Annotated in this window: 23 protein-coding genes and 1 tRNA gene; 19 read left to right on the top strand and 5 right to left on the bottom strand. The window is 70.0% G+C overall.

Annotated features, from left to right (window positions below):
- Window positions 1–853 (top strand): 23S rRNA (guanosine(2251)-2'-O)-methyltransferase RlmB (rlmB, locus tag NBW84_RS10985; RefSeq protein ID WP_250284229.1); only part of this gene is annotated, 853 nt, incomplete at its 5' end.
- A 73-nt stretch (window positions 854–926) separates the two neighbouring features.
- Here rlmB and NBW84_RS10980 read toward each other — a convergent pair.
- The gene (locus NBW84_RS10980; RefSeq protein WP_250284227.1) at window positions 927–1,484 is read right to left on the bottom strand and encodes a MarR family transcriptional regulator; all 558 of its coding nucleotides are present in this window, start codon (window positions 1,482–1,484) and stop codon (window positions 927–929) included.
- A 419-nt stretch (window positions 1,485–1,903) separates the two neighbouring features.
- Between NBW84_RS10980 and NBW84_RS10975 the strand changes: the two genes are divergently transcribed.
- The gene (locus tag NBW84_RS10975) at window positions 1,904–2,704 is read left to right on the top strand and encodes a GntR family transcriptional regulator (RefSeq protein ID WP_250284225.1); all 801 of its coding nucleotides are present in this window, start codon (window positions 1,904–1,906) and stop codon (window positions 2,702–2,704) included.
- Between the two features lie 255 nt (window positions 2,705–2,959).
- Window positions 2,960–3,032: transfer RNA gene (locus tag NBW84_RS10970), tRNA-Thr, on the top strand.
- 109 nt (window positions 3,033–3,141) lie between these two features.
- On the opposite strand, the gene NBW84_RS10965 is transcribed toward NBW84_RS10970, so the two are convergent.
- Window positions 3,142–4,365: a helix-turn-helix domain-containing protein gene (locus NBW84_RS10965; RefSeq protein WP_250292769.1), complete on the bottom strand. Its 1,224-nt coding sequence runs from the start codon at window positions 4,363–4,365 to the stop codon at window positions 3,142–3,144.
- Window positions 4,366–4,569: 204 nt separating this feature from the next.
- Between NBW84_RS10965 and NBW84_RS10960 the strand changes: the two genes are divergently transcribed.
- From NBW84_RS10960 to NBW84_RS10915, 10 genes are all read left to right on the top strand, one after another.
- Window positions 4,570–5,046, top strand: coding sequence for a glycine-rich domain-containing protein (locus NBW84_RS10960; RefSeq protein WP_250284222.1), 477 nt, complete (start codon window positions 4,570–4,572; stop codon window positions 5,044–5,046).
- Between the two features lie 18 nt (window positions 5,047–5,064).
- Window positions 5,065–5,916 (top strand): hypothetical protein, encoded by an 852-nt coding sequence (locus NBW84_RS10955; RefSeq protein ID WP_250284221.1) that lies wholly within the window; start codon window positions 5,065–5,067, stop codon window positions 5,914–5,916.
- A gap of 177 nt (window positions 5,917–6,093) precedes the next feature.
- Window positions 6,094–6,513 carry a DUF6941 family protein gene (locus NBW84_RS10950; RefSeq protein WP_250284220.1) on the top strand — a complete coding sequence of 140 codons (420 nt, stop codon included), beginning with the start codon at window positions 6,094–6,096 and terminating at the stop codon, window positions 6,511–6,513.
- Between the two features lie 289 nt (window positions 6,514–6,802).
- Window positions 6,803–7,036, top strand: coding sequence for a type II toxin-antitoxin system VapB family antitoxin (gene vapB / locus NBW84_RS10945; protein ID WP_250284218.1), 234 nt, complete (start codon window positions 6,803–6,805; stop codon window positions 7,034–7,036).
- A gap of 11 nt (window positions 7,037–7,047) precedes the next feature.
- The gene (locus NBW84_RS10940; protein WP_250284215.1) at window positions 7,048–7,470 is read left to right on the top strand and encodes a PIN domain nuclease; all 423 of its coding nucleotides are present in this window, start codon (window positions 7,048–7,050) and stop codon (window positions 7,468–7,470) included.
- A 468-nt stretch (window positions 7,471–7,938) separates the two neighbouring features.
- Complete coding sequence (locus tag NBW84_RS10935; RefSeq protein WP_445548572.1) at window positions 7,939–8,271, top strand: ArsR/SmtB family transcription factor; 333 nt, start codon at window positions 7,939–7,941, stop codon at window positions 8,269–8,271.
- A 1-nt stretch (window position 8,272) separates the two neighbouring features.
- Entirely contained in the window at window positions 8,273–8,506 is a 234-nt protein-coding gene (locus NBW84_RS10930) for a hypothetical protein (protein WP_250284210.1), read from the top strand.
- Window positions 8,503–9,243: a sensor domain-containing protein gene (locus tag NBW84_RS10925; RefSeq protein WP_250284208.1), complete on the top strand. Its 741-nt coding sequence runs from the start codon at window positions 8,503–8,505 to the stop codon at window positions 9,241–9,243. The genes NBW84_RS10930 and NBW84_RS10925 overlap by 4 nt, the downstream gene beginning before the upstream one ends.
- Window positions 9,244–9,315: 72 nt before the next feature.
- On the top strand, window positions 9,316–10,095 hold the full coding sequence (locus tag NBW84_RS10920) for an ABC transporter ATP-binding protein (protein ID WP_250284206.1): 780 nt from the start codon (window positions 9,316–9,318) through the stop codon (window positions 10,093–10,095).
- Window positions 10,095–12,605 (top strand): FtsX-like permease family protein, encoded by a 2,511-nt coding sequence (locus NBW84_RS10915; RefSeq protein ID WP_250284204.1) that lies wholly within the window; start codon window positions 10,095–10,097, stop codon window positions 12,603–12,605. Before NBW84_RS10920 ends, NBW84_RS10915 begins: the two co-directional genes overlap by 1 nt.
- 82 nt (window positions 12,606–12,687) lie before the next feature.
- Here NBW84_RS10915 and NBW84_RS10910 read toward each other — a convergent pair whose 3' ends face one another.
- The gene (locus NBW84_RS10910) at window positions 12,688–13,896 is read right to left on the bottom strand and encodes a YncE family protein (protein ID WP_250284201.1); all 1,209 of its coding nucleotides are present in this window, start codon (window positions 13,894–13,896) and stop codon (window positions 12,688–12,690) included.
- Window positions 13,897–13,999: 103 nt separating this feature from the next.
- Between NBW84_RS10910 and crcB the strand changes: the two genes are divergently transcribed.
- Genes crcB through NBW84_RS10895 form a run of 3 tightly spaced genes read left to right on the top strand, consistent with a single transcriptional unit; the run spans window position 14,000 to window position 15,253 of the window.
- Window positions 14,000–14,488 (top strand): fluoride efflux transporter CrcB, encoded by a 489-nt coding sequence (crcB, locus tag NBW84_RS10905; RefSeq protein WP_250284199.1) that lies wholly within the window; start codon window positions 14,000–14,002, stop codon window positions 14,486–14,488.
- Between the two features lie 49 nt (window positions 14,489–14,537).
- A complete protein-coding gene (locus NBW84_RS10900) occupies window positions 14,538–14,882 on the top strand; it encodes a DUF190 domain-containing protein (protein WP_250284197.1) in 345 nt (114 codons plus the stop codon).
- Window positions 14,879–15,253 (top strand): fluoride efflux transporter FluC, encoded by a 375-nt coding sequence (locus NBW84_RS10895; protein ID WP_250284196.1) that lies wholly within the window; start codon window positions 14,879–14,881, stop codon window positions 15,251–15,253. The genes NBW84_RS10900 and NBW84_RS10895 overlap by 4 nt, the downstream gene beginning before the upstream one ends.
- A 75-nt stretch (window positions 15,254–15,328) precedes the next feature.
- On the opposite strand, the gene NBW84_RS10890 is transcribed toward NBW84_RS10895, so the two are convergent.
- Window positions 15,329–16,843, bottom strand: a complete 1,515-nt coding sequence (locus NBW84_RS10890) for an MFS transporter (RefSeq protein ID WP_250284193.1) — start codon at window positions 16,841–16,843, stop codon at window positions 15,329–15,331.
- 70 nt (window positions 16,844–16,913) lie between these two features.
- Between NBW84_RS10890 and NBW84_RS10885 the strand changes: the two genes are divergently transcribed.
- The 3 genes from NBW84_RS10885 to NBW84_RS10875 all read left to right on the top strand — a co-directional run bounded on the left by NBW84_RS10885 (window position 16,914) and on the right by NBW84_RS10875 (window position 19,787).
- Window positions 16,914–17,348 (top strand): MarR family winged helix-turn-helix transcriptional regulator, encoded by a 435-nt coding sequence (locus tag NBW84_RS10885; RefSeq protein WP_250284192.1) that lies wholly within the window; start codon window positions 16,914–16,916, stop codon window positions 17,346–17,348.
- Window positions 17,349–17,589: 241 nt separating this feature from the next.
- Complete coding sequence (locus NBW84_RS10880; RefSeq protein ID WP_250284190.1) at window positions 17,590–19,065, top strand: MFS transporter; 1,476 nt, start codon at window positions 17,590–17,592, stop codon at window positions 19,063–19,065.
- 65 nt (window positions 19,066–19,130) lie between these two features.
- The gene (locus NBW84_RS10875) at window positions 19,131–19,787 is read left to right on the top strand and encodes a TetR/AcrR family transcriptional regulator (RefSeq protein ID WP_250284187.1); all 657 of its coding nucleotides are present in this window, start codon (window positions 19,131–19,133) and stop codon (window positions 19,785–19,787) included.
- Here NBW84_RS10875 and NBW84_RS10870 read toward each other — a convergent pair.
- Window positions 19,756–21,176 (bottom strand): DHA2 family efflux MFS transporter permease subunit (locus NBW84_RS10870; RefSeq protein WP_250284186.1); only part of this gene is annotated, 1,421 nt, incomplete at its 5' end. The two genes, NBW84_RS10875 and NBW84_RS10870, sit on opposite strands and share 32 nt — an antisense overlap.

The following is a 21,176-nucleotide window of genomic DNA, read 5'->3' as shown; positions in this document are numbered from 1 at the left end:
CCGTGCGCCACGGCAGGGCCGCCCGGCTGGATCCGCCTGGGCCGGCCCGGCCCGCGGCGGGCGCTCCGCCGGCCGCGGGGACCGCGACGAGCCCGAGGAGCTGGTGGTCGGCCGTAACGCGGTGGTCGAGGCGCTGCGGGCGGGCGTCCCCGCGTCCGTCCTCTACGTGGCCGCCGGTACCGAGTACGACGAACGCCTCGACGAGGCCCGCCGGCTGGCCCCACCCGCCGGGGTGGCCGTCGCGGACGTCGCGCGCGGCGAGCTGGACCGGCTGTGCGGTTCCGCGCCGCACCAGGGGCTGGCGCTGTCGGTGCCGCCGTTCCGCTACGCCCATCCCGACGACCTGCTCGCCCGCGCTCAGGAAGCACCGCCCGGGCTGCTGGTGGCTCTGGACGGCGTGACCGACCCGCGTAACCTCGGGGCGGTCGTCCGGTCGGCGGCGGCGTTCGGCGCGCACGGGGTCGTGGTGCCCGAACGGCGGGCGGCCGGCGTCACGGCGGCGGCCTGGAAGACGTCGGCCGGCACCGCGGCCCGGCTGCCGGTGGCGCGGGCGACGAACCTGGTGCGCGCGCTGACCGGCTGGGCGCAGGCCGGCCTGTTCGTGGTGGGGCTCGCCGCGGACGGCGAGGTCAGCCTGGACGACCTGGAGATGGCCTCCGACCCGCTCGTGCTGGTCGTCGGCTCGGAGGGCCGCGGCCTGTCGCGGCTGGTCGGGGAGCACTGCGACCTGACCGTGCGGATCCCGATGGCCGGGGATGTCGAGTCGCTCAACGCCGGGGTCGCCGCGGGCGTGGCGCTGGCCGAGATAGCCCGCCGCCGCCGGCTGGACGCGGCGGCGGCGCACCTTCTCTGAGCCGCCTCCCGCTCTGAGCCGCCTCCCGCGCGTCCCCTGGCCCGAAGCCGGCCGGTGCCGCCGGCCTACCGTGCTACTGGCCGACCACCTGTGACCAGTGCGCTGTCGAGGCGGGTGCGGACGACACGGCAGATGCGGGCAGCCCGGCAGATGCGGGCAACACGGCCGGGGCGGAGCGTCCGGTCTCGTCGTCGAGGATGGCGACGGTCCGTTCGAGCAGGGAGCGGAACTCCTCCGACTCGGCGGGGGTGAAGACCGCGGTGAGGCGCTGTTCGACCGCGAGGGCGACGGCGTCCGCCCGGTCCAGCAGCGTCCGGCCGGCGGGGGTCAGCCGGCACTGGAAGACCTTGGCGTGGACGTCCGACCGCTCACGCACGATCAGCTCCTTCGCCTCGAGCGTGAGCAGCAGGCTCGCCATCGACTGGGGCGTGACCATACATCGGCGGGCGAGCTGGGCGCCGGAAAGCCCCGGCGAGCCGGCAAGGGTGAGCAGTACCGTGTACTGCGGGACGGACAGGCCGACGTCACGCAGCGCCCGGGTCTTCTCCCGGATGAGCGCCTGCTCGGCCCGCTTGATCGAATGCCCGAGGCGGGACGCGGCGACAGCGGGCGACGGTTCGTCCCACTCCATTTCGTGGCCTCTCCTCTCGCATCCTCTCGCACACCGTCGGTACCCCCGGGCGGATACACCGGCCACCACCGGACGGATACACCAGCCCGTGGGCCCGGATATCCCGGGCCGTCACGTCAGCGGCGCGGAAATGGCGGCGTCAGCACTCTAATACTCCCTACCCACCCCCAACCGGCAGTGGTACATAAACCGTCATCCGTGGTGGCAGCGTGGATACGGCGATGTGTCAGCCAGCGGTGACGGCGCGGCGCCCGGTCAGCTCGCCAACCTACCGGAAACCCAAAACAATGGCCAGCGAACACCGGTGTGGGTGGATTCACACGGCGTGGGCGGCCTCACAAGAATCCGGCCGCGCCGGATCATGACACTCTTCCGCGGTTAGCATGGCTTCTCACGCTTCAGCGAGGAGGCGGGCGACAATGGCTGTCAGGACGACGAGAACCGCCAGGACGACAAGGGCTGTCAATATGTTCGGGCCGGAACGCGGGCCGAGGTTCAGCAAGTTCTCCGAGCTGGTCGCCGACGACCTCCGGGGCAGGATGGCACGCGGCGAGGTCAGGCCCGGCGAGCATCTCCCGCCGGAGAGCGAGCTGATGGACGTGTACGGTGTCGCGAGGCCGACAATGCGCGAGGCGCTGCGCATCCTCGAGTCCGAGTCCCTGATCGTCCTTCGGCGCGGCTCCCACCTGGGGCCACTCGTCCAGGAGCCGGACACCCGGGTGCTCGCCCGGCAGGCCGGCCTGCGGCTGCAGATGCAGGGCACCTCCGTCCGGGACCTGCTCGAGGCACGGGCGGTGATGGAACCGGGCGCGGTGGCGCTGGCGGCGGCCCACCGGAGCGGATCGGACCTGCGGGGCATGCGCGACTGCCTGCTGGCCGCCGCCCGCTCACGCAGCATTCTCGATTTCTCCCGGCCGTCCGCCGAATTCCGCATCCTGGTCGTGCGGTCATCCCACAACAGAACTCTGATCCTGATGGCGGAACTCGTCTCGGCCCTTCTCCGAAAGGAGCACGAAGCCGTCCTGCGGAAAATTCCCGAGGCGGCCGGGCAGCAGCTCATCCGGCAGTCGCTCGCCCGCTACGAACGCCTGACCGACCTGATAGAAAACCAGGACGTACGAGGCGCCGTCGCATTCTGGCAGGACAACGGCGCGGCAGACATCGAACTCGGGACGGACAACACCCCGCAACCGGGCCCGATGCTCACGGTCTACTCCTGACCAACCATCCCGGGACGCGCTCCCGACGCAGCAGCCCTCACCCCTCACGACCGGGGACGCGTGGTCACCCACAGGCCGGGCGCATCCCCGGCCGGCACCTTGTCAGCCCTCGGCAGCCTCAACCCCCGGCAGCGGCGCCGGTACGGTCAACAGCAGGCGGCAGAACGGTGACGCGACCGGCGTCCCAACGATCACTCGGCCCCGAGGCGCGTGATCCTCCCCCGATGCCCTACGCTAGGAAGCGTCCTCGGACCGGCCGGCGTGGCGCAACTGGCAGCGCACTCGACTTGTAATCGAGCGGTTAGGGGTTCGAATCCCCTCGCCGGCTCCCTCCTGACCTGGGCCTTCGTCACTGACCCGACCCCGAAGTGATCGTCATGTACCCAGCGGTGTACCCAGGCCATCTCCACTGTCCGGTTCGTCGGTGGCGTCTGTAACTACGGTCGCACGCCCATAGACGCCGCAAGCCCTGCAAGGCCGACCTTTCGGGCGCGCCGGACGGTCGCCGCGTCAAGAAGATCGCGAACTATCTGGTGTGCAAGCCGCTGGTTACGCAGCCACTCAGGGGCCGTCCCCTGAAGCTGGCCGACAGTTTGGATGGCCGCGTTGTACTCCCGCACCGCTGTCTGCGCTTCGGCCACGGCAAGCAGGTGACGGGACCAAGTCGACTGCGGAATGTGCGTGGTGGGCGGCACATTGCGTGCCAGCGCCAGCGCCAGCGCGCGTGCCGCGTCGCCAATGGTCATCGCCATCTCCACCTCCATCGTGGCTACGGTTGTCGGGCCGAAGGATGCAAAGTACTCGCCGTAGTCGAGCCGGTCCCGTTCCACGCGTACGGCGGCTGACCGGGCCAGGTTCAGTAGATCACGCGCACGCTCCGGCCGGTTGTTGCGCGCCGCGCAAGCCGAAGCTCTGACCAGCAGCCGTCCCCACACCGAGATGTGCGCGGGAGTGCTCCTCGTCAATGAGGGTTCGATCTCCTCTGCCATCTGAACGGCTGTGTTCTCCGCATCCGCGAATCGACCCTGTCGCAGAAAGATCCACGCGAGGTATGAGGCGGTTGATCCCCGGATGACGTCGTCGCCGACCATCTCCGCTGTCTCTCCCGCCTGTCGGAGGGCGCCGTAGGCGAGGTCTTCGTACCGAAGCTGGATCAGCACGGAGCCGGCGATGATGTACGCGGATGCAAGGAGCCGGTTGGCCTCCATGCCGTCGCTCTCGTCGTCCTCCGCCGCGGCCGCACGAGCCGCGGTCAGTACAGCGGGAAGCTCGGTGACGGCCTCGTTCAGCCGCGAGTCGTTATAGAGCCGCGCCGCGTCTTCGACCATCGCGCGCAGCGTCACCGCCGAAACAGGCGCTGCCGGGTCCAGCCGCTCTGCCGGACTCGGCTCCAGAACCCGGCGTAGGGGCAGCAGCGCCGCTCTCCCGTGTTCCTCCGTGTCGTCCATGTAAGCGGCTCCCTCGAACAGCTCAGCCGTCCGGATATCCAGTCCACGCGCGAGTGCGTGCAGAGTCGCGACCCGGACGCTATCCCGTTGTCCCTGTTCCAGTTTATTGATCACAGCGACCGAAACTCCGGACCGTTCCGCCAGTTCCTCCTGGGTCAGTCCCCGCCGTCGGCGCACCTGCGCAAGTCGATCCCCGAGGCCTGTTTCCGTCACCGGTCTGACCACCCCTGCCGCTGGATACTCACCCACAGCGTCCCAGACATGACGCCGCGCGCCAGCAGAATACGCCGCTACGTCCGTTCAGTAAGCAGAGTTGTACTGACAGGCTTTTCTTCGGCGCCCGCCTTCGGCGGCATCCCCGCCGACCAAGTCGCCGGGAGTCTGCGCCTACCACAGCGATAGGTAGAGGAGAGCAGCATGTCCACGCCAACGACGGTCGTCACCCGCAGAGGCCGCGACCTTGTCGCGCCGAAGCTGTTCAACCGGCTGTCCGCCCGGCTCGCGGCCGATCATCTTGTCGACCGCGAGTACGCGGAGCGAGTCATCGACCAGTCTCTCGCCTTCCTCGCCGCGTGCGGCACGGACCTCGAGACGCCGCACAGGCCCAGCCACACCGTGGACATGGGTTGGCACACCTTCCTGTTGCACACCAAGGAGTACTCGCTGTTCTGCCGGCAGATCGCCGGCCACTTCATCCACCACGTGCCGGACGACACGCCGCCCAACCTCACAACCGCTCCAACCAGGCACGCCTCTACGATCACCTTCATCGAGCAAGCTGGATACGTCGTCGACCATGAGCTGTGGTTGACGAGCGCCAGGTGCGACCCTGACGAGTGCTCGGCAAGCGGCAGGGATGGCGACGAGAACAAGGACGGCCGCATCCCCAGGTAGACGGAGCCGATCTTTCCGATGAAATGGAACGACCTGCCCACACAGGTCCGCGACGCGGTCGAGGCGCACACCGGACCCATCACCTCCACCAGCGCGGTAGATGAGGGGGACGGCTGCGACCTCGCCGCCGTCGTCGACACGGACGACGAGCGGCTGTTCGTCAAGGCCGTCCATGGCGAGGGCCGCCGGGCGCGCTGGCTGCGCAACGAACACACCTACGGGCACCTGGCCGCCGGTATCGCGCCCAGTACACGGTTCGCCTGCCAACTCGACGGCTGGCTGCTGGTCGGCTTCGAGCACATCGTCGGCCGGCCGGCGAACCTCGCGCCCGGTTCCCCCGACCTGCCCCGCGTCGGTGCCGTCGTCGACAGCATCGCCCGCCGGCCCGGCGATAATCTACGTCCGCTTTCCGAGCGATGGCGCAACGGGAAGGCGTGGGCGGAACTGAAGGCGCTGCCAGCGGACACGTTCCCCGGCTGGGATATCGCGGCGGCGGCCCGCCACGCGAGCGCCGTCAGCGAAGCTGTCGCGGGGGACAGGCTGATCCACACGGACCTTCACGCCCACCAGTTCATGATCGCGGACGATCGGATCCGGGTGGTCGACTGGGGCTGGCCGGCCCAGGGCGCCGGATGGGTGGACGCCGCGTTCCTGATCATCCGCCTCGTCGGCGCCGGGCATTCACCGGAGCGGGCCGAGCGGTGGGCGGCCGGGCTGACCTGCTGGGCCGGCGTATCCGACGATGCCCTGACCGCCTTCGCCTGCCACGTGGCCGGGCTGTGGACCGTCCGCGCCCGGCAGGCAGGCACCCATGCGGCCCACAACCGAGCGGCGACGGCACGCGGCTACGCCACCTGGCGAAACCTCTGACTCATCTCGTGGAAACCGGTTTCCCACCCCCACCGTGCTGAGCGAGTCGCATGTGAAGGGCTCTGACCGTGTCCTGCTCTCTGCCGACGCCGGCACGACGGCGGCATCTACGTCATTTGTCCGTATTCTGCGCGGCCCCGTCACGCTTCGCTCCCCGGCGCCAGGAGCCGCTGTCGCATGAAAGTCACCATGATCCTGTGCGATGCCGCCCAGGTGTCGGAAGGGAAGCTCTACATCCTCGGCGGTGGCTGGAATGTTGCAGGCCCCGGCCCCTTCCCTGCTGCGATCGGCATGCTGATCGAGGTCCCATGGGATCATGGCAACAGGCCGCTTACCCTCCATCTTGAGCTTCACGAGGAGGATGGCTCTCCCGTCGTCCTGCCAGGGCCGGTCGGACCGCAGCCGATCAAGGTGGAAGCCCGGGTGGAAGTAGGGAGAACGGCCGGCGCGGCAAAGGGCTCCCCCCTTACGGCACCCCTCGCGATCAATATGACGCCGTTTCCTCTGACTCCCGGTCGCCGTTACACGTGGAAAGCCCGGATCGAGGAGGAGCCCGAGGACGCATGGGAGGTCGGCTTCCAGGTCCGGCCCACCTGATCGCCCCTTCCAGCAATCCAATGCTGGCATTGCATTCATTGCTGGCTGAGTGGCGACGACGCCCACGCCAGACCCGGCTGGCGCCACGGACAAGCCTGAAGGCTGGCGGACGGATCGAACCGCATTACGGGGCAGGAAATCGCACCGCCGCGCCATTCGAGCACCAGCGGCAATGGCCCGCGTCTGGCCCCGCCGGCCGGCCGGGACAGGACCTTCAATGATCATCTCACGTAATCGATCATGCTATCATGAGCGAAGAATCTGATATCAGACCTGCGAGGTGACACTGGTGGCCGACATCCTGGTGCGCGACGTACCCGACACGGTTCTTGCCGAGCTTGATGCCGCCGCCGCCCGGGCCGGCATTTCGCGTGTCGAGTACCTGCGCCGCACGCTTGCCGCCGAAGCCGAGCGGGCATCCCGCGACGCGCGTCCCCCGCTTGCCCGGACGGACTGGGCGCGGCTGGGCGGGCTGATCTCGGACCTCACCGACGAGGACGTGATGCGCGGAGCCTGGTCTTGACAGGTCCGGTCGTGACAGGTCCGGTCGTGACAGGTGGCTGGCTCATCGACAAGTCGGCGATGGTCCGCATACCGACCCATCCCGATGAGCCCGTCTGGTCACAGCGAGTCGATCAAGGTCTGGTGCACGTGTGCGCGGTCACGCTGCTCGAGGTGGGATATTCCGCCCGTAACGGCGCTGAACACGCCCAGCTTCTCGGCACCCTGCCTCTCGCGCGCATGGTCATCCACTGGGACACGCCGGCCACCGTGACCCGGCGCGCCTACGAGGTCCAGGGCCTGCTGGCCACGGCCGGCCGCCACCGGGCCCCAGGCGTTCCCGATCTGCTGATCGCGGCGACGGCGGAAGCCGCCGGGCTTACGGTCCTGCACCGCGACCAGGACTTCGAGCTGATCGCCGACCTGACCGGACAACCGTTGTGCCGGCTGCCCTGATCTTCCACCACCCCCACACACCACGGCACGGCTGACACTCGAAGACCCGCGGCTGGCCGGTGAGCGTCCGCTCGAACATGCCTGCGTTCATGAGATCGAGGGTGAAAGTGGCTGCTACAGCGACCACTTTCACCCTCGATCTCATGGTTCCCGACACTTCGGAGGCGTCAGGGATGGGGGCAGGGGCGGGGGGAACCCCGGGGCTGTATCCGGTGGCCAGCGGGACGGTCGGCGTGTGCGCGGCCGGTCGGGAGGCAGGGGCGCGGGTGGGCGGCGGAGATCGCGGTGGCGCTGGAGGGCTCGGCGGCGATGCCGGCAGCGGCCAGCCTGGTGACCGGTCCGGCCGCTGACGCGGCACTGACCGAAACCTGATCCAGGCCGACTCACCGCCAGGGGTTGACGGCGCCGCATGACACCTGTCAGTATTTTCTGACAGGTGAAAGATGGGCATGACAGGGAGGGGAATCGCTGAACAGCGAGGAGCTTCTCGTCGTGCTCACCGCGCTGGGGCACGCGCAGCGGCTACGCATCCTCGCGGAACTGGCCGCCGGACGAGTACACGTCAGCGAACTGGCCCGCAGGCTGGGCCTGTCCCGCCCATTGCTGTACATGCACCTCGAACGGCTGGAGAAGGCCAAGCTGGTGATCGGGCACCTGGAACTGTCCGAGAACGGCAAGGCGATGAAGCATTTCGAGCTGGTCCCGTTCGAGCTGCGGCTCACCGCCGACACGATCCTCACCGCGCTCCGAGAGGACCAGGAGACCGGCGCCGGAGGAGAAGATGACCTGAAAGGAGTCTGACATGTTCGGGGGCGTGGTCGCGATCGCCATCGTGCTGATTGTCATCGGTGGCATCGCGGCGAGCGTTGTCTCGTACTTCAGCCTGCAGAAACACCGCGCCGACGCGGTGGCCATGGCCGGCTACCGCAAGCTCGCCGAACAGGCGGTAGCCAACCAGGAAACGCTGAGAACCGAACTTGCGGGGCTGACCAGACGACTCACGGCGGTCGAGGAGCTGCTACGGAGCGTCGGATGACCAGTCCACAAAATGATCCGTTGCGCCACGGCCGGCATCCGATCCGTCTCCCGCTCTCCTCGGCGCCGTGGATCGCGGCCGGATATCTCGGTGGATACCTGCTGGTCGGCACCGTGCTGTTCGCGGTCTGCCTCAGTCTTCTCTCGGTCGCCGCGGCTACCGGCATCTTCTGGCTCGGTGTGCCGGTACTGGTCGGTGCGGCCGGCATCATCCGCGGTTGCGCCCAGATCGAGCGGCTGCGCGCCGGGCTGGCCGGATGGCGCATCCCGAACGCCTATCGGCCGGTCCTGAAACCCGGCATCCTGGCTCAGGCCAGGACCCGGTGGACCGATCCGGCCACGATACGCGACTGCGTGTATCTGATTCTGCTTTATCCTCTGTTGTTCGCACTCGACCTGACCGCCCTGCTGCTCTGGATCGCCGGTGTGGCCGGGGCTCTCCTGCCCCTGTGGTACTGGTCTATTCCGGGCGAGCACGGGGTACAGCTCGGCTATTTCCCGGACGACGGGCCCGGCACCGGAATCAAGGTCGACGACCTGTCCACCGCGCTGCTCGCCGCCATCGGATTCGCCGTCCTGTGCGTGCTGCTGGCCTATCTGGTGGTCGCCGCCGCCCGCCTGCACCGCGCCGTCGCCACGATGCTGCTGCGACCGCCGGTCGATCCACTGGCCGACGCCAGACGCATGCTCACCGAACCTGGACCTCTCTCCCTGGCGCCTCTTCACCTGGACAGGTAAGTCCGGACCGGGGCGTCCGCATATGAAAAAGAATTCCTGGGAACCTGAATCCAACCAGGGGAGCAGAACACTGTGGTCGCATCCCGCGGTTCCGCGGCGGACGATGTCGTGCGCCTGGATGCCGTCCGAAAGGTCTATGGCAGCTCCCGGGGCGGCGTCGTCGCGCTGGATTCGGTGTCGATCGTGTTCCGCCGCCACACCTTCACCGCGGTGATGGGCCCGTCGGGCTCCGGTAAAAGCACCTGCCTGCACTGCGCGGCCGGGCTGGACACCCCGACCTCGGGATCGGTGACCCTGGACGGCCGGGAGATCACCAGCCTGGGTGAACGCGAGCTGACCATTCTGCGTCGCGAAAGAATCGGCTTTGTCTTCCAGGCGTTCAATCTGCTGCCCGCGCTCACCGTGGCGGAGAACGTCGCGCTGCCGGTGCGCCTTGCCGGCCGCCGGCCCGGGCGAGGCACGGTGGACGCGGTGCTGGCGCGGGTCGGGCTCGGCGAGCGCGGGAGGCACCGGCCCGGTGAGCTGTCCGGCGGCCAGCAGCAGCGGGTGGCCATCGCCAGAGCGCTGATCACCCAGCCCTCGGTGATCTTCGCTGACGAGCCGACCGGCGCGCTGGATGCCTACACGTCCCTGGAGATCCTCGACCTGTTGCGGCAGGCGGTCCGCACCGGCGGCCAGACCGTTGTGATCGTCACGCACGACCCCGTCGCGGCCGCGCACGCCGACCGGGTGGTGTTCCTGGCCGGCGGCCGGCTCGTCGGCGAGATCCTCCAGCCGACGGCACAGGCACTGGCCGAGCAGATGACCAAGCTCGGTGCGCGGGGCAGGACGCCGGCCGGGCAGGTGTCCTGATGCCGCTCCTGGCCCTGCGGACGCTGAGGTACCGCGCCGGCGGCTTCGCCGCGTCGTTCGCCGCGCTGGCCTTCGGCGCGGTGCTGGTGATGGCCTGTGGCGGCCTCATGGAGACCGGGATCCGTACCGCGGTCCCGCCGCAGCGGCTGGTCGCCGCCGATGTCGTGGTCACCGGCGACCAGTCGCACCCGGAACCGGTCCGGCTGGACGCCGCGCTGGTGGCCAGGATCAGGTCGGTGCCCGGCGTCGCCGATGCCGTGCCGGACCTCTCGTTCCCCGCCGCGCCGCTGCGCGACGGCACACCGGTCACCGACGGCGATCAGCGGATCGGGCACGCCTGGGCGTCGAGCGCGCTCGGCCGATACCGGGTCCGCGACGGCGCCGCGCCGGCCGAACACGAGGTCGCGGTGGACGCGGCCACCGCGGCACGGGCCGGCGTCCATGTCGGCGACCAGGTCGACGTCGTGGTACGCGGCGTCCCCGCACGGTTCCGGGTCAGCGGTGTGGTGTCCACGGAGCGGCCGGCCGCGGGCGCGTTGTTCTTCGCCGAGCCCGACGTCGCCCGGATCGTGCCCGCGGCCGACCGGGTGGACGCGATCGGCGTGCTGGCCGCGCCGGGCGTCCGGGGCGGGCAGCTGCGCGACGCGCTGGCAACAGCGTTGAAGGACACGCCCGCGATACTGCTGACCGGGAACGAGCGCGGCCTGGCCGAGTTCGCCGACGCCGCGGACGGCGGCGAGACGATGATCGTACTGGCCGGCGTGTTCGGTGGGCTCGCGGTGCTGGTGGCCGTCTTCGTGGTGGCCGGCATCCTGGGCCTCTCCGTGCAGCAACGGCAGCGGGAGATGGCGCTGCTGCGGGCGATCGGCTGCACCCCTGGCCAGCTGCGCCGGCTGGTGCTCGGCGAGACCGCGGTCCTCGGCCTGCTGGCCACCCTGGCCGCCTACCCGTTCGGTGAGCCGGTCGGGCGGTTCCTGTTCGGCCAGCTGACCGACGGCGGTGTCGCCACCCCGGCGATCGTGTTCCACCAGGGCTTCGTGCCCACGCTGGCCGGCTCGGCGGTGAGCGTGCTGACCGCGCTGCTCGCCGCCTGGGCGGCCGGCTGGGCCGCGGCCCGCACCCGGCCGACCGAGGCGCTGGTCGAGGCCGGCCTGCGGCGGCGCTGGGTGAGCTGGCCGCGCATCCTGTTCGCGGTGTTGTTCCTGGCCGGCGGGATGGCCCTGACCCTGGTGACCGCGCTGGTGATGAAGGGCCCGGTCGCGGCGAGCACCGCCGGCCCGACCGCCATGTTGTGGGCCACCGGTTTCGCGCTGCTCGGCCCCGGCCTGACCAGAGTGATCGTAGCGGTGCTGTACGTACCGCTTCGTGTGATGTGCGGGCTCGCCGGCCATCTCGCCCTGCTCAACGCGCGAACACGGCGGGTCAGGACAGCCGGCATGATCATACCGGTCATGCTTGCCACCGGCCTGGCCACCTCGTTGCTGTACCTCCAGACGTCCCAGTCCGCGGCCGCCGACCGGGCCTACACCGAGAACCTGCGCGCCGACGCCGCGCTCACCGCCACCGCGGGCGGCTTCCCGGTCGACCTGGTGCGCTCGGTGCGCACGCTGCCCGGTGTCGGCCAGGCCAGCGCGGTGGTGAACAGCGAGGGCTACCTGGAGAGCGAGGAGGTCGCGGAGACCGGCTACCGGGAGACCGTGCCGCTGCGGGGCATCACCGCCGACGGCGCGGACCGCACCGCACCGGTCGCGCTGACCGCCGGCACCCTGGCCGACATGCGTGGCGACACGGTGGCGCTGGCCACGACGAGCGCGCGGCACTTCGGCTACAGGCTCGGTGACACCGTGCCCCTGTGGCTGGGCGACAACACCAGGGTCGCGGCGAAGGTGGTCGCGCTGTTCACCGCGCGCCACGGGTTCGAGACCATGCTGGCGCCCGCCGAACTCGTCGCCCCGCACACCAGGACCGGCCTGGCGCAGGAGATCCTGGTACGCGCCGCCCCCGACGTTGAACCGGGCACGCTCCTCGCGGCCCTCACCCGCTTCGCCGCCGGCCATCCCGGCCTGCGTGCGGCCGGCCAGGACGCCCTGCGCTCGGCGCACGCGCAGCAGGAGCGGACCGGCATGTGGATCAACTACCTGCTGGCCTTCATGATTATCTGCTACACGGTGCTCTCGCTGGTCAACACCCTGATCGTGGCCACCGCCGAACGTCGTGGGGAGTTCGCCGTACAACGCCTGACCGGCGCCACCCACGGCCAGGTGCTGCGCATGATGAGCGCCGAGGCGGTGCTGGTGGTCGCCGGCGGCATCATGCTCGGCACGCTGGTGTCGATCACCACGCTGGTGCCGTTCAGCCTCGCGGTCAGCGGTTCGCCGCTGCCGCACGGCCCGCTGTGGATCTACCTGGCGGTGACCGGATCAGCCGCCGCGCTCACCCTGTCCGCCACCCTGCTCCCCACCCTCCACGCCCTGCGCACCCCGCCCGTCGCCGCGTCGGTCACCCTGTGACCTCGTCCGTCCACTACACGTTCTTTTCTCGGCTTTTCCCGGTTTTTCCCGGCGGCGACGGCCGTCTCGCGAGCCGGCCGCGTCAGCGCAGGATGCCGGTGTGGCCGAGGGAGTAGCGGCCGGGCTGGGGCCAGACGCAGGCGCCGTGCGGGCCGGGGCCGACCTTGATGCGGGCCAGCAGGCCGCCGTCCCTGGTGGAGATCGCGTAGACCTCGCTGTTGTAGCGGCCGGTCAGCCACAGCACCGAACCGTCGGCGGACACCCCGCCCATGTCCGGGCTGCCGCCGCCGGGGAGCTGCCATTTCTGCCGGACCTGGCGGGTCGCGAAATCGATGACGGAGATGGAGCCCTCGCCGCGGTTCGACGCGTACATCACGGTCGCGTCCCGGCTCGGGTAAAGGCCGTGCACGCCCTTGCCCGTCGCCAGGAAACCAATCTTCTGGAACCGCACCGGATCGATGATATGCAGGCCGTCCGCCATCATGTCGGCCACGTAGAGCAGTTCGCCCCGCGGATCGAGTTTGATGTCCTGCGGCATGCCACCGACCACCAGGTAGCCGACGACCGACAGCGTCCGCAGGTCGACCTTGACCAGCTTGCCGGAGAACTCGCAGGTGGCCACGAAGAAGGAGTCGTCGGCGGCGAAGTCGACATGGTCGACGCCGGGGCAGTCGACCTTCACCTGGGTGCGCAGCTCCCAGGTGTTCGGGTCGTAGAAGTCCAGCCGCTGCAGCGCCTCGGCGACAACGACCGCGTATTTCCCGTCCGGCGTGAAATACATGTTGTACGGGTCGGCGACGGGGATGTTCGGCCCTTTTATCTTCCCGGTGGCCGGGTCGAGCGGGGTGAGGCTGTTACCCGTGTTGTTGGTCACGTACAACGTCGACAGATCCCACGACGGGACGACGTGCTGCGGAGTGCCACCGGTCACGAAATGGTCGACCACCTGGAAGGTCGCCGGGTCGATCACGTCCACGGTGTCGCTGTCGCTGTTCGGGACATAGACGAGCTGCCTGGCCCCGCGGACGGCGGGGCTGAGCTGGTTCGCCCCGGCGGCGGCGTACACGTTCACCGGCTGTGCCCCGCCGCCCCCGCCGACGGCGGTCGACGACGGCGGGGGCGACCGCGGGGACGGCGGGCTCGCCGCCGCTCCCGAAGCCCGCGCCGGGGGCGGGGCGGGCTCGGACGGCCCGGCTTCCTCGCCGCAGGCCGCGACCACGCCGAGCCACAACGCGGCGATGACCACCAGGCGCAACGCCCGTGACGATCGGGCGTCGTGGTATGTCCACACAGGGCATGCTCCGATTCCGGCGGGTTCGGGAACGACAAGCGTAGAGGCGTCCACCTTGGTGGCACCCGGCCGCATAGGAGGCTATCCAGCCAGGAAGGCGCGTATGGACAGCACCCCATCACGGAAAGTCGTCAAATCCGCCGATCCTGGCGTGGATTCGTACATTCCAGCGCCACACCCGAAGCCGCGCCAGGGGCTATTTTTATTACTGACGGTAATTTCGCTTGGCGGGGCGGCGGGGGCGTGTGCCCGCTACGCGGCATCGCTGCTCTGGCCGGCCCCGGCCGGCGCCTTCCCGTGGACGACGGTGCTGGTGAACACCACGGGGTGCGCCGCCATCGGCCTGCTGATGGCGGCGATCACCGAGCTGCCCGCGGCGCATCCGCTGCTACGCCCCTTCCTCGGCACCGGTGTCCTCGGCGGGTACACGACTTTCTCCACCTACGCGGTCGACGCCGAGCGGCTCGTCGACGCCGGCCGGGCCGGGACGGCACTGGCCTACCTGACGTCGACCGCGGCGCTGGCGCTGGGCGCCGTGTGGCTGGCGTCCACGGCGGGACGATCACTGACAGTGCGCTGGAACGGCCGCTGACGACCGCCGACGACCACTCTGGACCATCACGGATAGTGAGGTGGAAGCGATGAGGCTGACCGGGCGGGCACTGCGGCTGACGGTGTTCGTGGGCGAGGGCGACATGTGGCATCACCGTCCGCTGGCAACCGAGATCGTGCATCGCGCCCATGCCGCCGGGCTGGCCGGCGCGAGCGTGTTCCGCGGCCTGGAGGGATTCGGCGCCTCCTCCGTCGTGCATACCACCCGGCTGCTGTCGATGAGCCAGGACCTGCCGACGGCGGTGGTCATCGTCGACGACGAGCCACGGGTCCGCGCGTTCCTGCCCCAGTTGGACGAGCTCGTCACCGAAGGCCTGGTGATCATCGACGAGGTCGAGGTCATCCGCTACACCGGCCGGGCGGCGGACCGGTGAGCTGGTTACTGGTGATCGCGGGGGCGATGGTCGGCGCCCCGGCGCGCTACCTGACCGACCGGGCGGTGCAGGCCCGCCACGACACGCTCTTCCCCTGGGGCACGTTCACCGTGAACGTGGTCGCCAGCGGCGTCCTCGGCCTGGTCGGCGGGGCGGTGCTGGCCGGCGCCGCCCCCGCCCGGGTGGGCCTGCTGGTCGGCACCGGGCTGTGCGGGGCGTTGAGCACCTATTCGACGTTCTCCTACGAGACGCTGCGGCTGGCGCAGGACGGCGCCCGGCTGCTGGCCGCCGCGAACGTTGCCGGCAGCGTCCTCGCCGCCTTCGGCGCCGCCGTCCTCGGGACGGCCGTCGCCCGGGCGCTGTGGGGATGAGAGCCACGGAGCTGAGGACCGTGATGACGAGCTGCGCGGACGAAATACGAGGACGAGATGCAAGGACGAGAACCGTCACGATGACGAGACCGGCTGTTCGGGCAGGGTGGGCTCGTTGGCCTGCTGGGCCGGGATGCCCGCGGTTTTCCGTCCGCTCCGGGGAGCGCGCAGCACGGTGACGGCGAGCAGGAGGCCGAACGCCACGCATCCCGCGCCGGTGAGCACCCCGAGACGGCAGCCGCCGGTGAACGCGGCGAGCTGGCTGTGGCCGTCGGCCAGCAGGCTGGCCGTCCGGTTGCTGGACAGCGTCCCCAGCGCGGCCAGGCCGACCGCGGCGGAGATCTGCATGGAGACGTTGACGATCCCCGAGGCCAGGCCGGCGTCGGCGGGCGCGACCTGGGCCACGGCCATGGTCAGCAGGGGCATGAAAACCGCGCCGGTCCCCAGCCCGACCAGGATGAAGGCGAAGAAGAGCCCCGGGAAGTAGTCGACGCGCTCACCCCCGAGCGACCAGGCGAGCAGCAGCAGTCCAGCGATCATGGAAATCAGCCCGGAGATGAGGACCCGCTCGGGTCCGAAGGCGGACACGAGCCGGGCGGTGATCCCGACGGAGAGCACGGCCACCATGACGGTCTGCGGCAGAAACGCCAGCCCGGTGTGGACGGCGTCGTACCCGAGGGCCTGTTCCAGGTACAGCGCCCCGAAGAAGAACACCCCATACATGCCGGCGGCCACGACCGCGCGTACGGCGCTGGAACCGATGAGGCTGCGCAGCCGCAGGATCCGTACCGGAACGAGCGGGTTCGACGTGCGCGACTCACGGACGGCGAATGCGCCGAGCAGCGCGACCGCGACCGCGCCGAGGCCAAGGGTGTACCCCGAGAGCCAGCCGTACTCGGCCGCCTGCACGATGGCGTCGATGCCGATCAGCGTCGCCGCGGTGACCAGGACGGCACCTGGCAGGTCGGCCCCCTGCCGCAGGCCGCTGCCGGGGCGTTCGGAGATGAACACGGCCGCGGCCGGCAACGCGAGCAGGCCGATCGGGATGTTGATGACGAAGATCCAGTGCCAGCCCAGGGCCTGCGTGAGGAGACCGCCGAGCAGCAGGCCGAGCGAACCGCCGCTGACGGTGACAAGCAGGTAGACGCTCATCGCCCGGGCCCGCTCATGTGGCTGCGGGAAGTCGGTGACGATGAACGCGAGGATGGTCGCCGATGCCAGCGCTCCGCCCAGGCCCTGCGCGAAACGGGCGGCGATCAGGAACTCCTGCCCGTCGCTGAGCCCGCAGGCGGCCGAGGCGGCGGTGAACAGCGCCATGCCGGCGAGGAAGACCTTCTTCCGGCCGACAAGGTCGCCAAGCCGGCCGGCGACCAGCAGGAAGCTGCCATAGCTGATCATGTAGGCGTTGACGACCCAGGTGAGGTCGGCCTGGCTGAAGCGCAGGTCGTTCTGAATGACGGGCAGCGCGACGTTCACCACGCTGGAGTCAAGAATGATCATTAGTTGCGCCGTGAGGGCAACGAGCAGGGCGAGCCATCGCCGCCGCGAGCGGGAGCGTGTGACCGGAGCCGGAACGATGATGTCGCTCATGGAATAGTCACTATACCGTTGACTATCAACGAATCAATATTGACACCACGATGATAAGATCGTTGGAATCATGAGCGTCGCCGCAACCACCTCAGGGTTGATCGTCCTGTTGACACGCCTCGCCCGGCGCGTGTACCGGGAGGCCACCGACGACGTGCTCGGCATGACGCTCAAGCAGTTCGTGATCCTCAACCATCTCAGCGAGGACACCGGTGTCCCCCAGCGACATCTCGGCGATGTGCTGTGCCTGGACGCGAACAACCTCGTGCTGCTCCTCAACGAGGTCGAGCGCGCGGGCTGGGTGGAACGCCGGCGCGATCCCACCGACCGCCGGCGCCACCTCGTCTATCGCACGCGCGCCGGCAGCAGCGCCCTCACGGCCGCCGAACGCGGGATGGACGCCGTCGAGGACAGGATCCTCGACACGCTGAACCCCCAGGAACGCACGGCCCTGCGCCTCCTGCTCGCCGCCGCGCTGGCGGAGGGTACGCCGTCCCACGACTGACGGCGACCATACATGATCGATCGTAATCGGTCAGGGCCGGTCAGCAACCAGTACACCAGCCACGACGCCGGATGAGGCGTGAAGCGGCCACGCGTGGCGCCTGCGGCGAGCTGCGGCAGTCTCGGCCGCCAGCGGCTGGGCCGACTTCGGGCCGCCGGGTGACCGGACGATTAAGCGGAATCAAACTCCACTTAACTGTTACGATCCGGAGGGCAATTCCGCTTGTCCGGGACGGAGGCCCATGTCCACAGAACGCAGCGACCAGCAGGTCGCCATCACTTTTGCCGCGCTTACGCTCGGTACTGCCGGTTACACACTGTTGCAGTCGATGGTGCTGCCGGCCCTGCCGGTCGTCCAGCGGGATCTGCACACCTCCCAGACGACGGTGACCTGGGTGCTCACCGCCTACCTGCTGTCCGCCTCGGTCGCGACACCCATCCTGGGCCGCCTCGGCGACATGTTCGGCAAGAAGAAGATGCTCGTCGTCGTCTATGCCTCGCTGACCGCCGGATCGCTGCTGGCCGCGCTGACGAGCTCGGTCGGCGTGCTCATCGTCGCCCGGGTGGTCCAGGGGATCGGCGGCGGGCTGTTCCCACTGTCCTTCGGCATCATCCGCGACGAGTTCCCGGCCCGCCGGGTGCCCGGCGCCATCGGGCTGATGTCGGGGATGCTCGGTATCGGCAGCGCGCTCGGCATAGTGATCGCCGGGCCGGTGGTCGACCACCTGTCGTGGCACTGGCTGTTCTGGATCCCGCTCATCATGTCGGCGCTCGCCACCCTGGTAACGGCGCTGTTCATCCCGGAGTCCCCGGTGCGCAGCCCGGGACGGGTCAACCTCCCGGCCGCGGCACTGCTGTCCGGCTGGCTGGTCGCGTTGCTGCTCGGGCTTAACCGGGGCAGCGCCTGGGGCTGGACGTCCGGCGGCACACTGGGCCTGTTCGGCGCGGCCGTGGTGCTGATCGTGCTGTGGATCCAGGTGGAGGAACGCTCCGCCGTACCGCTGATCGACATGACGATGATGCGCGTCCCGGCCGTGTGGTGGACCAACGTGGCGGCGTTGCTGCTCGGCGTCGGAATGTACTCGACCTTCATCGTCATCCCGCCGTTCCTGCAGGCGCCCCCGGAGGCCGGTTACGGCTTCGACGCCTCGGTCACCGTCTCCGGGCTGTATCTGCTGCCCAGCAGCATAGCTATGATCATTATGAGCTCCCTGATCGGCCGGATCACCGCCCGGCGCGGGGCCAAGCAGCCGCTGGTGGTGGGTTCCCTGCTGGCCTCGGTCCCGTTCCTGATGCTCTCGGTGGCGCACCACGAGCCCTGGGAGTTCTTCGTCGCCACGACCATCCAGGGCCTCGGTATCGGGCTTGCGTTCTCGTCCATGTCCAACCTGATCATCGAGGCCGTCCCGGCCGGCCAGACCGGGGCCGCGACCGGGATGAACGCGAACATCCGCACCATCGGCGGGTCGATCGGAAGCCAGGTCGTCACCAGCATCCTGGCCTCCGGCGCCCTGGCGAGCGGGCTGCCGAGCGAGCACGGCTACAGCGTGAGCTTCGCGGTACTGGCCGTGTCGATGGTTGCCGCCGCGGTGGCGGCCGCCATCGTGCCGCTACGCCGGCAGCCCACCGGCACCCCGGCCAGCGAGGCTCCGGCCGCCAGGAACATGACGCTGCCCGAGCCGCGCGGCGGTGCTCCGGCGACCACACAGTCCTGCTAGCGGCTGTGTTCGCCGCGTGACACTACTACCGTGTCGTCATGAGCAGGACCGCGGAAACCTCGTCCGTGCCCGCGCTGTCAGAGACGACAGCGCCGGAACGGCTACGCTGCGACGCGGCGCGGAACCGGGAACGGGTGCTCTCCGCGGCGTCCGAGGTGTACGGCGAGCGCGGTCCCGCCTTCACCATGGAGGAGGTCGCCAGCCGCGCCGGAGTCGGCATCGGCACCGTCTACCGCCGTTTCCCGACCAAGGGCGCGTTGCTGGACGCGGTCGCCCTGCCCTACCTCGAGCGCATGCTGGGCCTAGCCAGGGCCGCCGGCGAGCACCGCGAGCCCGGCGAGCGCCTGGAGACGTTCGTGCGGACCCTGGTGGAACGGCACGCCAGCGAGGGCAGGGGCAACAGCCGGCTGTGGGACTCGGCCCTCGGCCGGCCGCTGCGGGAGGAGATCCACCGGGTGGTGGACGGCCTGCTCGAGGCCGCCCGCAAGGCCGGCCGGCTACGCCCGGACGTCACCTACCGTGATATTTCCGTCCTGTTGTGGACGGTGACCAGCCTGGTCGACGCGACCGACCGGGTCGCGCCGATGGTGTGGCGCCGCCATCTGGACCTGCTCCTCGACGGGCTGCGCCCGGACGGCCCACGGCCGCTGGCCACCCCGCCGGTCGACGCGCAGGAGTGGGAGCGGGTGGTCACGAGCTCCGCCGCGCTGCGTCTGCACTGACCGGATCGCTCCCCTGGACGGGGACGGCCGGTTGCGGGGGGACGGCCGGCCGCGAGGGGACGGCCGTCCTCCGGCCGGGTAGCAGGAAGGCGCACGGTACCGCGGCGGCGGTGAGCGCCAGCGTCCACCAGAAGGTGTTCCCGAAGGCGTCCGCCAGCCCGGCCGCGTCCACCCGGGCGGATCCGCCCCGGTCAGCGATCCCGTGGGCGAGGACCACCGCGAGCACGGCGGTGCCGAGGGAGCCGCCGACCTGCTGGAAGATCCGCACCGCCGAGGTGGCGCGGGGGATCTCGTCCTGGTGCAGGCCGTGGTAGACCGCTGACATGACAGGGATCATCACCGCCGCCAGCCCGACACCGCGCAGGGCCAGGGACGCGCCGAGCAGCCACTCGCTGGTGCCGGTGCCGACCTGGGTGTAGGCGGCGGTACCCAGCACGCTGAGCACCAGGCCGGTGATGGCGAGCGGCCGGACGGCCCCCCGGTCGGCGAGCCGGCCGGCCACAACCATGGCGATCATCATGCCGATTCCCTGCGGGGCCATCAGCAGCCCGGCCTCGGCCGCACTGCGCCCACGGACCTGCTGCTCGTACAGCGGGAGCAGGAACATCGCGCCGAACAGCGCGATCCCGGAGAGGAACATGATCCCGGATGAGCCGGTGAAGGACCGGCTGCGGAACATCCGCAGGTCGATGATCGGCTCCGCCTCGCTCGTCAGGGCATGCGCGACGAACAGGACCAGCAGGGCCGCTCCGGCGACCAGCGGGACGACCGCCTCGAGGTCGGTGAAGCTGCCCCGGCTGCCCGCCGCCGAGAAACCGTAGACGACCGCCGCCAGCGCCGGGGAGAGCAGCACGAGCCCACGGACGTCCAGCGGATGCCGGCCCGGGATCCGCATGTCGGGCAGCCCCCGCCAGGCCAGCAGCAGGGCGGCCAGGCAGACCGGCACGTTGATGAGGAAGATCCAGCGCCAGCTCAGGGTGTCGATGATCACACCGCCTATGACCGGGCCCAGGACGGGCGTCACCAGGGCGGGCACGGCGACCGTGGCCATCAGCCGGCCCATCCGCCGCGGGCCGGCGGCCTGGGCGAGGATGGTCTGCATCAGCGGCAGGAGCATGCCACCGCCGATGCCCTGCAGCACCCGGAAGGCGATCAGGCTGCCGGCTGACCAGGCCATCCCGCACAGCACCGACCCGACGAGGAACAACGCCAGCGACAGCATCCACATCCGCTTGCCGCCGAAGCGCTCCACCGACCAGCCGGTCAGTGGGATCACCATCGCCAGCGCGAGCATGTAGCCGGTGCTGACCCACTGGATCGTCGAGATCCCGACTCCGAACGAACGCCCCAGGGTGTCGATGGCGACTGCGATGATCGTGAGGTCCAGTT

Source organism: Protofrankia sp. CiP1_Cm_nod2 (genome assembly GCF_920664355.1).
In the GTDB taxonomy this organism is placed as follows: Bacteria; Actinomycetota; Actinomycetes; order Frankiales; family Frankiaceae; genus Protofrankia.
Note: the sequence above shows the minus strand (reverse complement) of the source record. Positions and strands in the feature narration are given on the sequence as shown.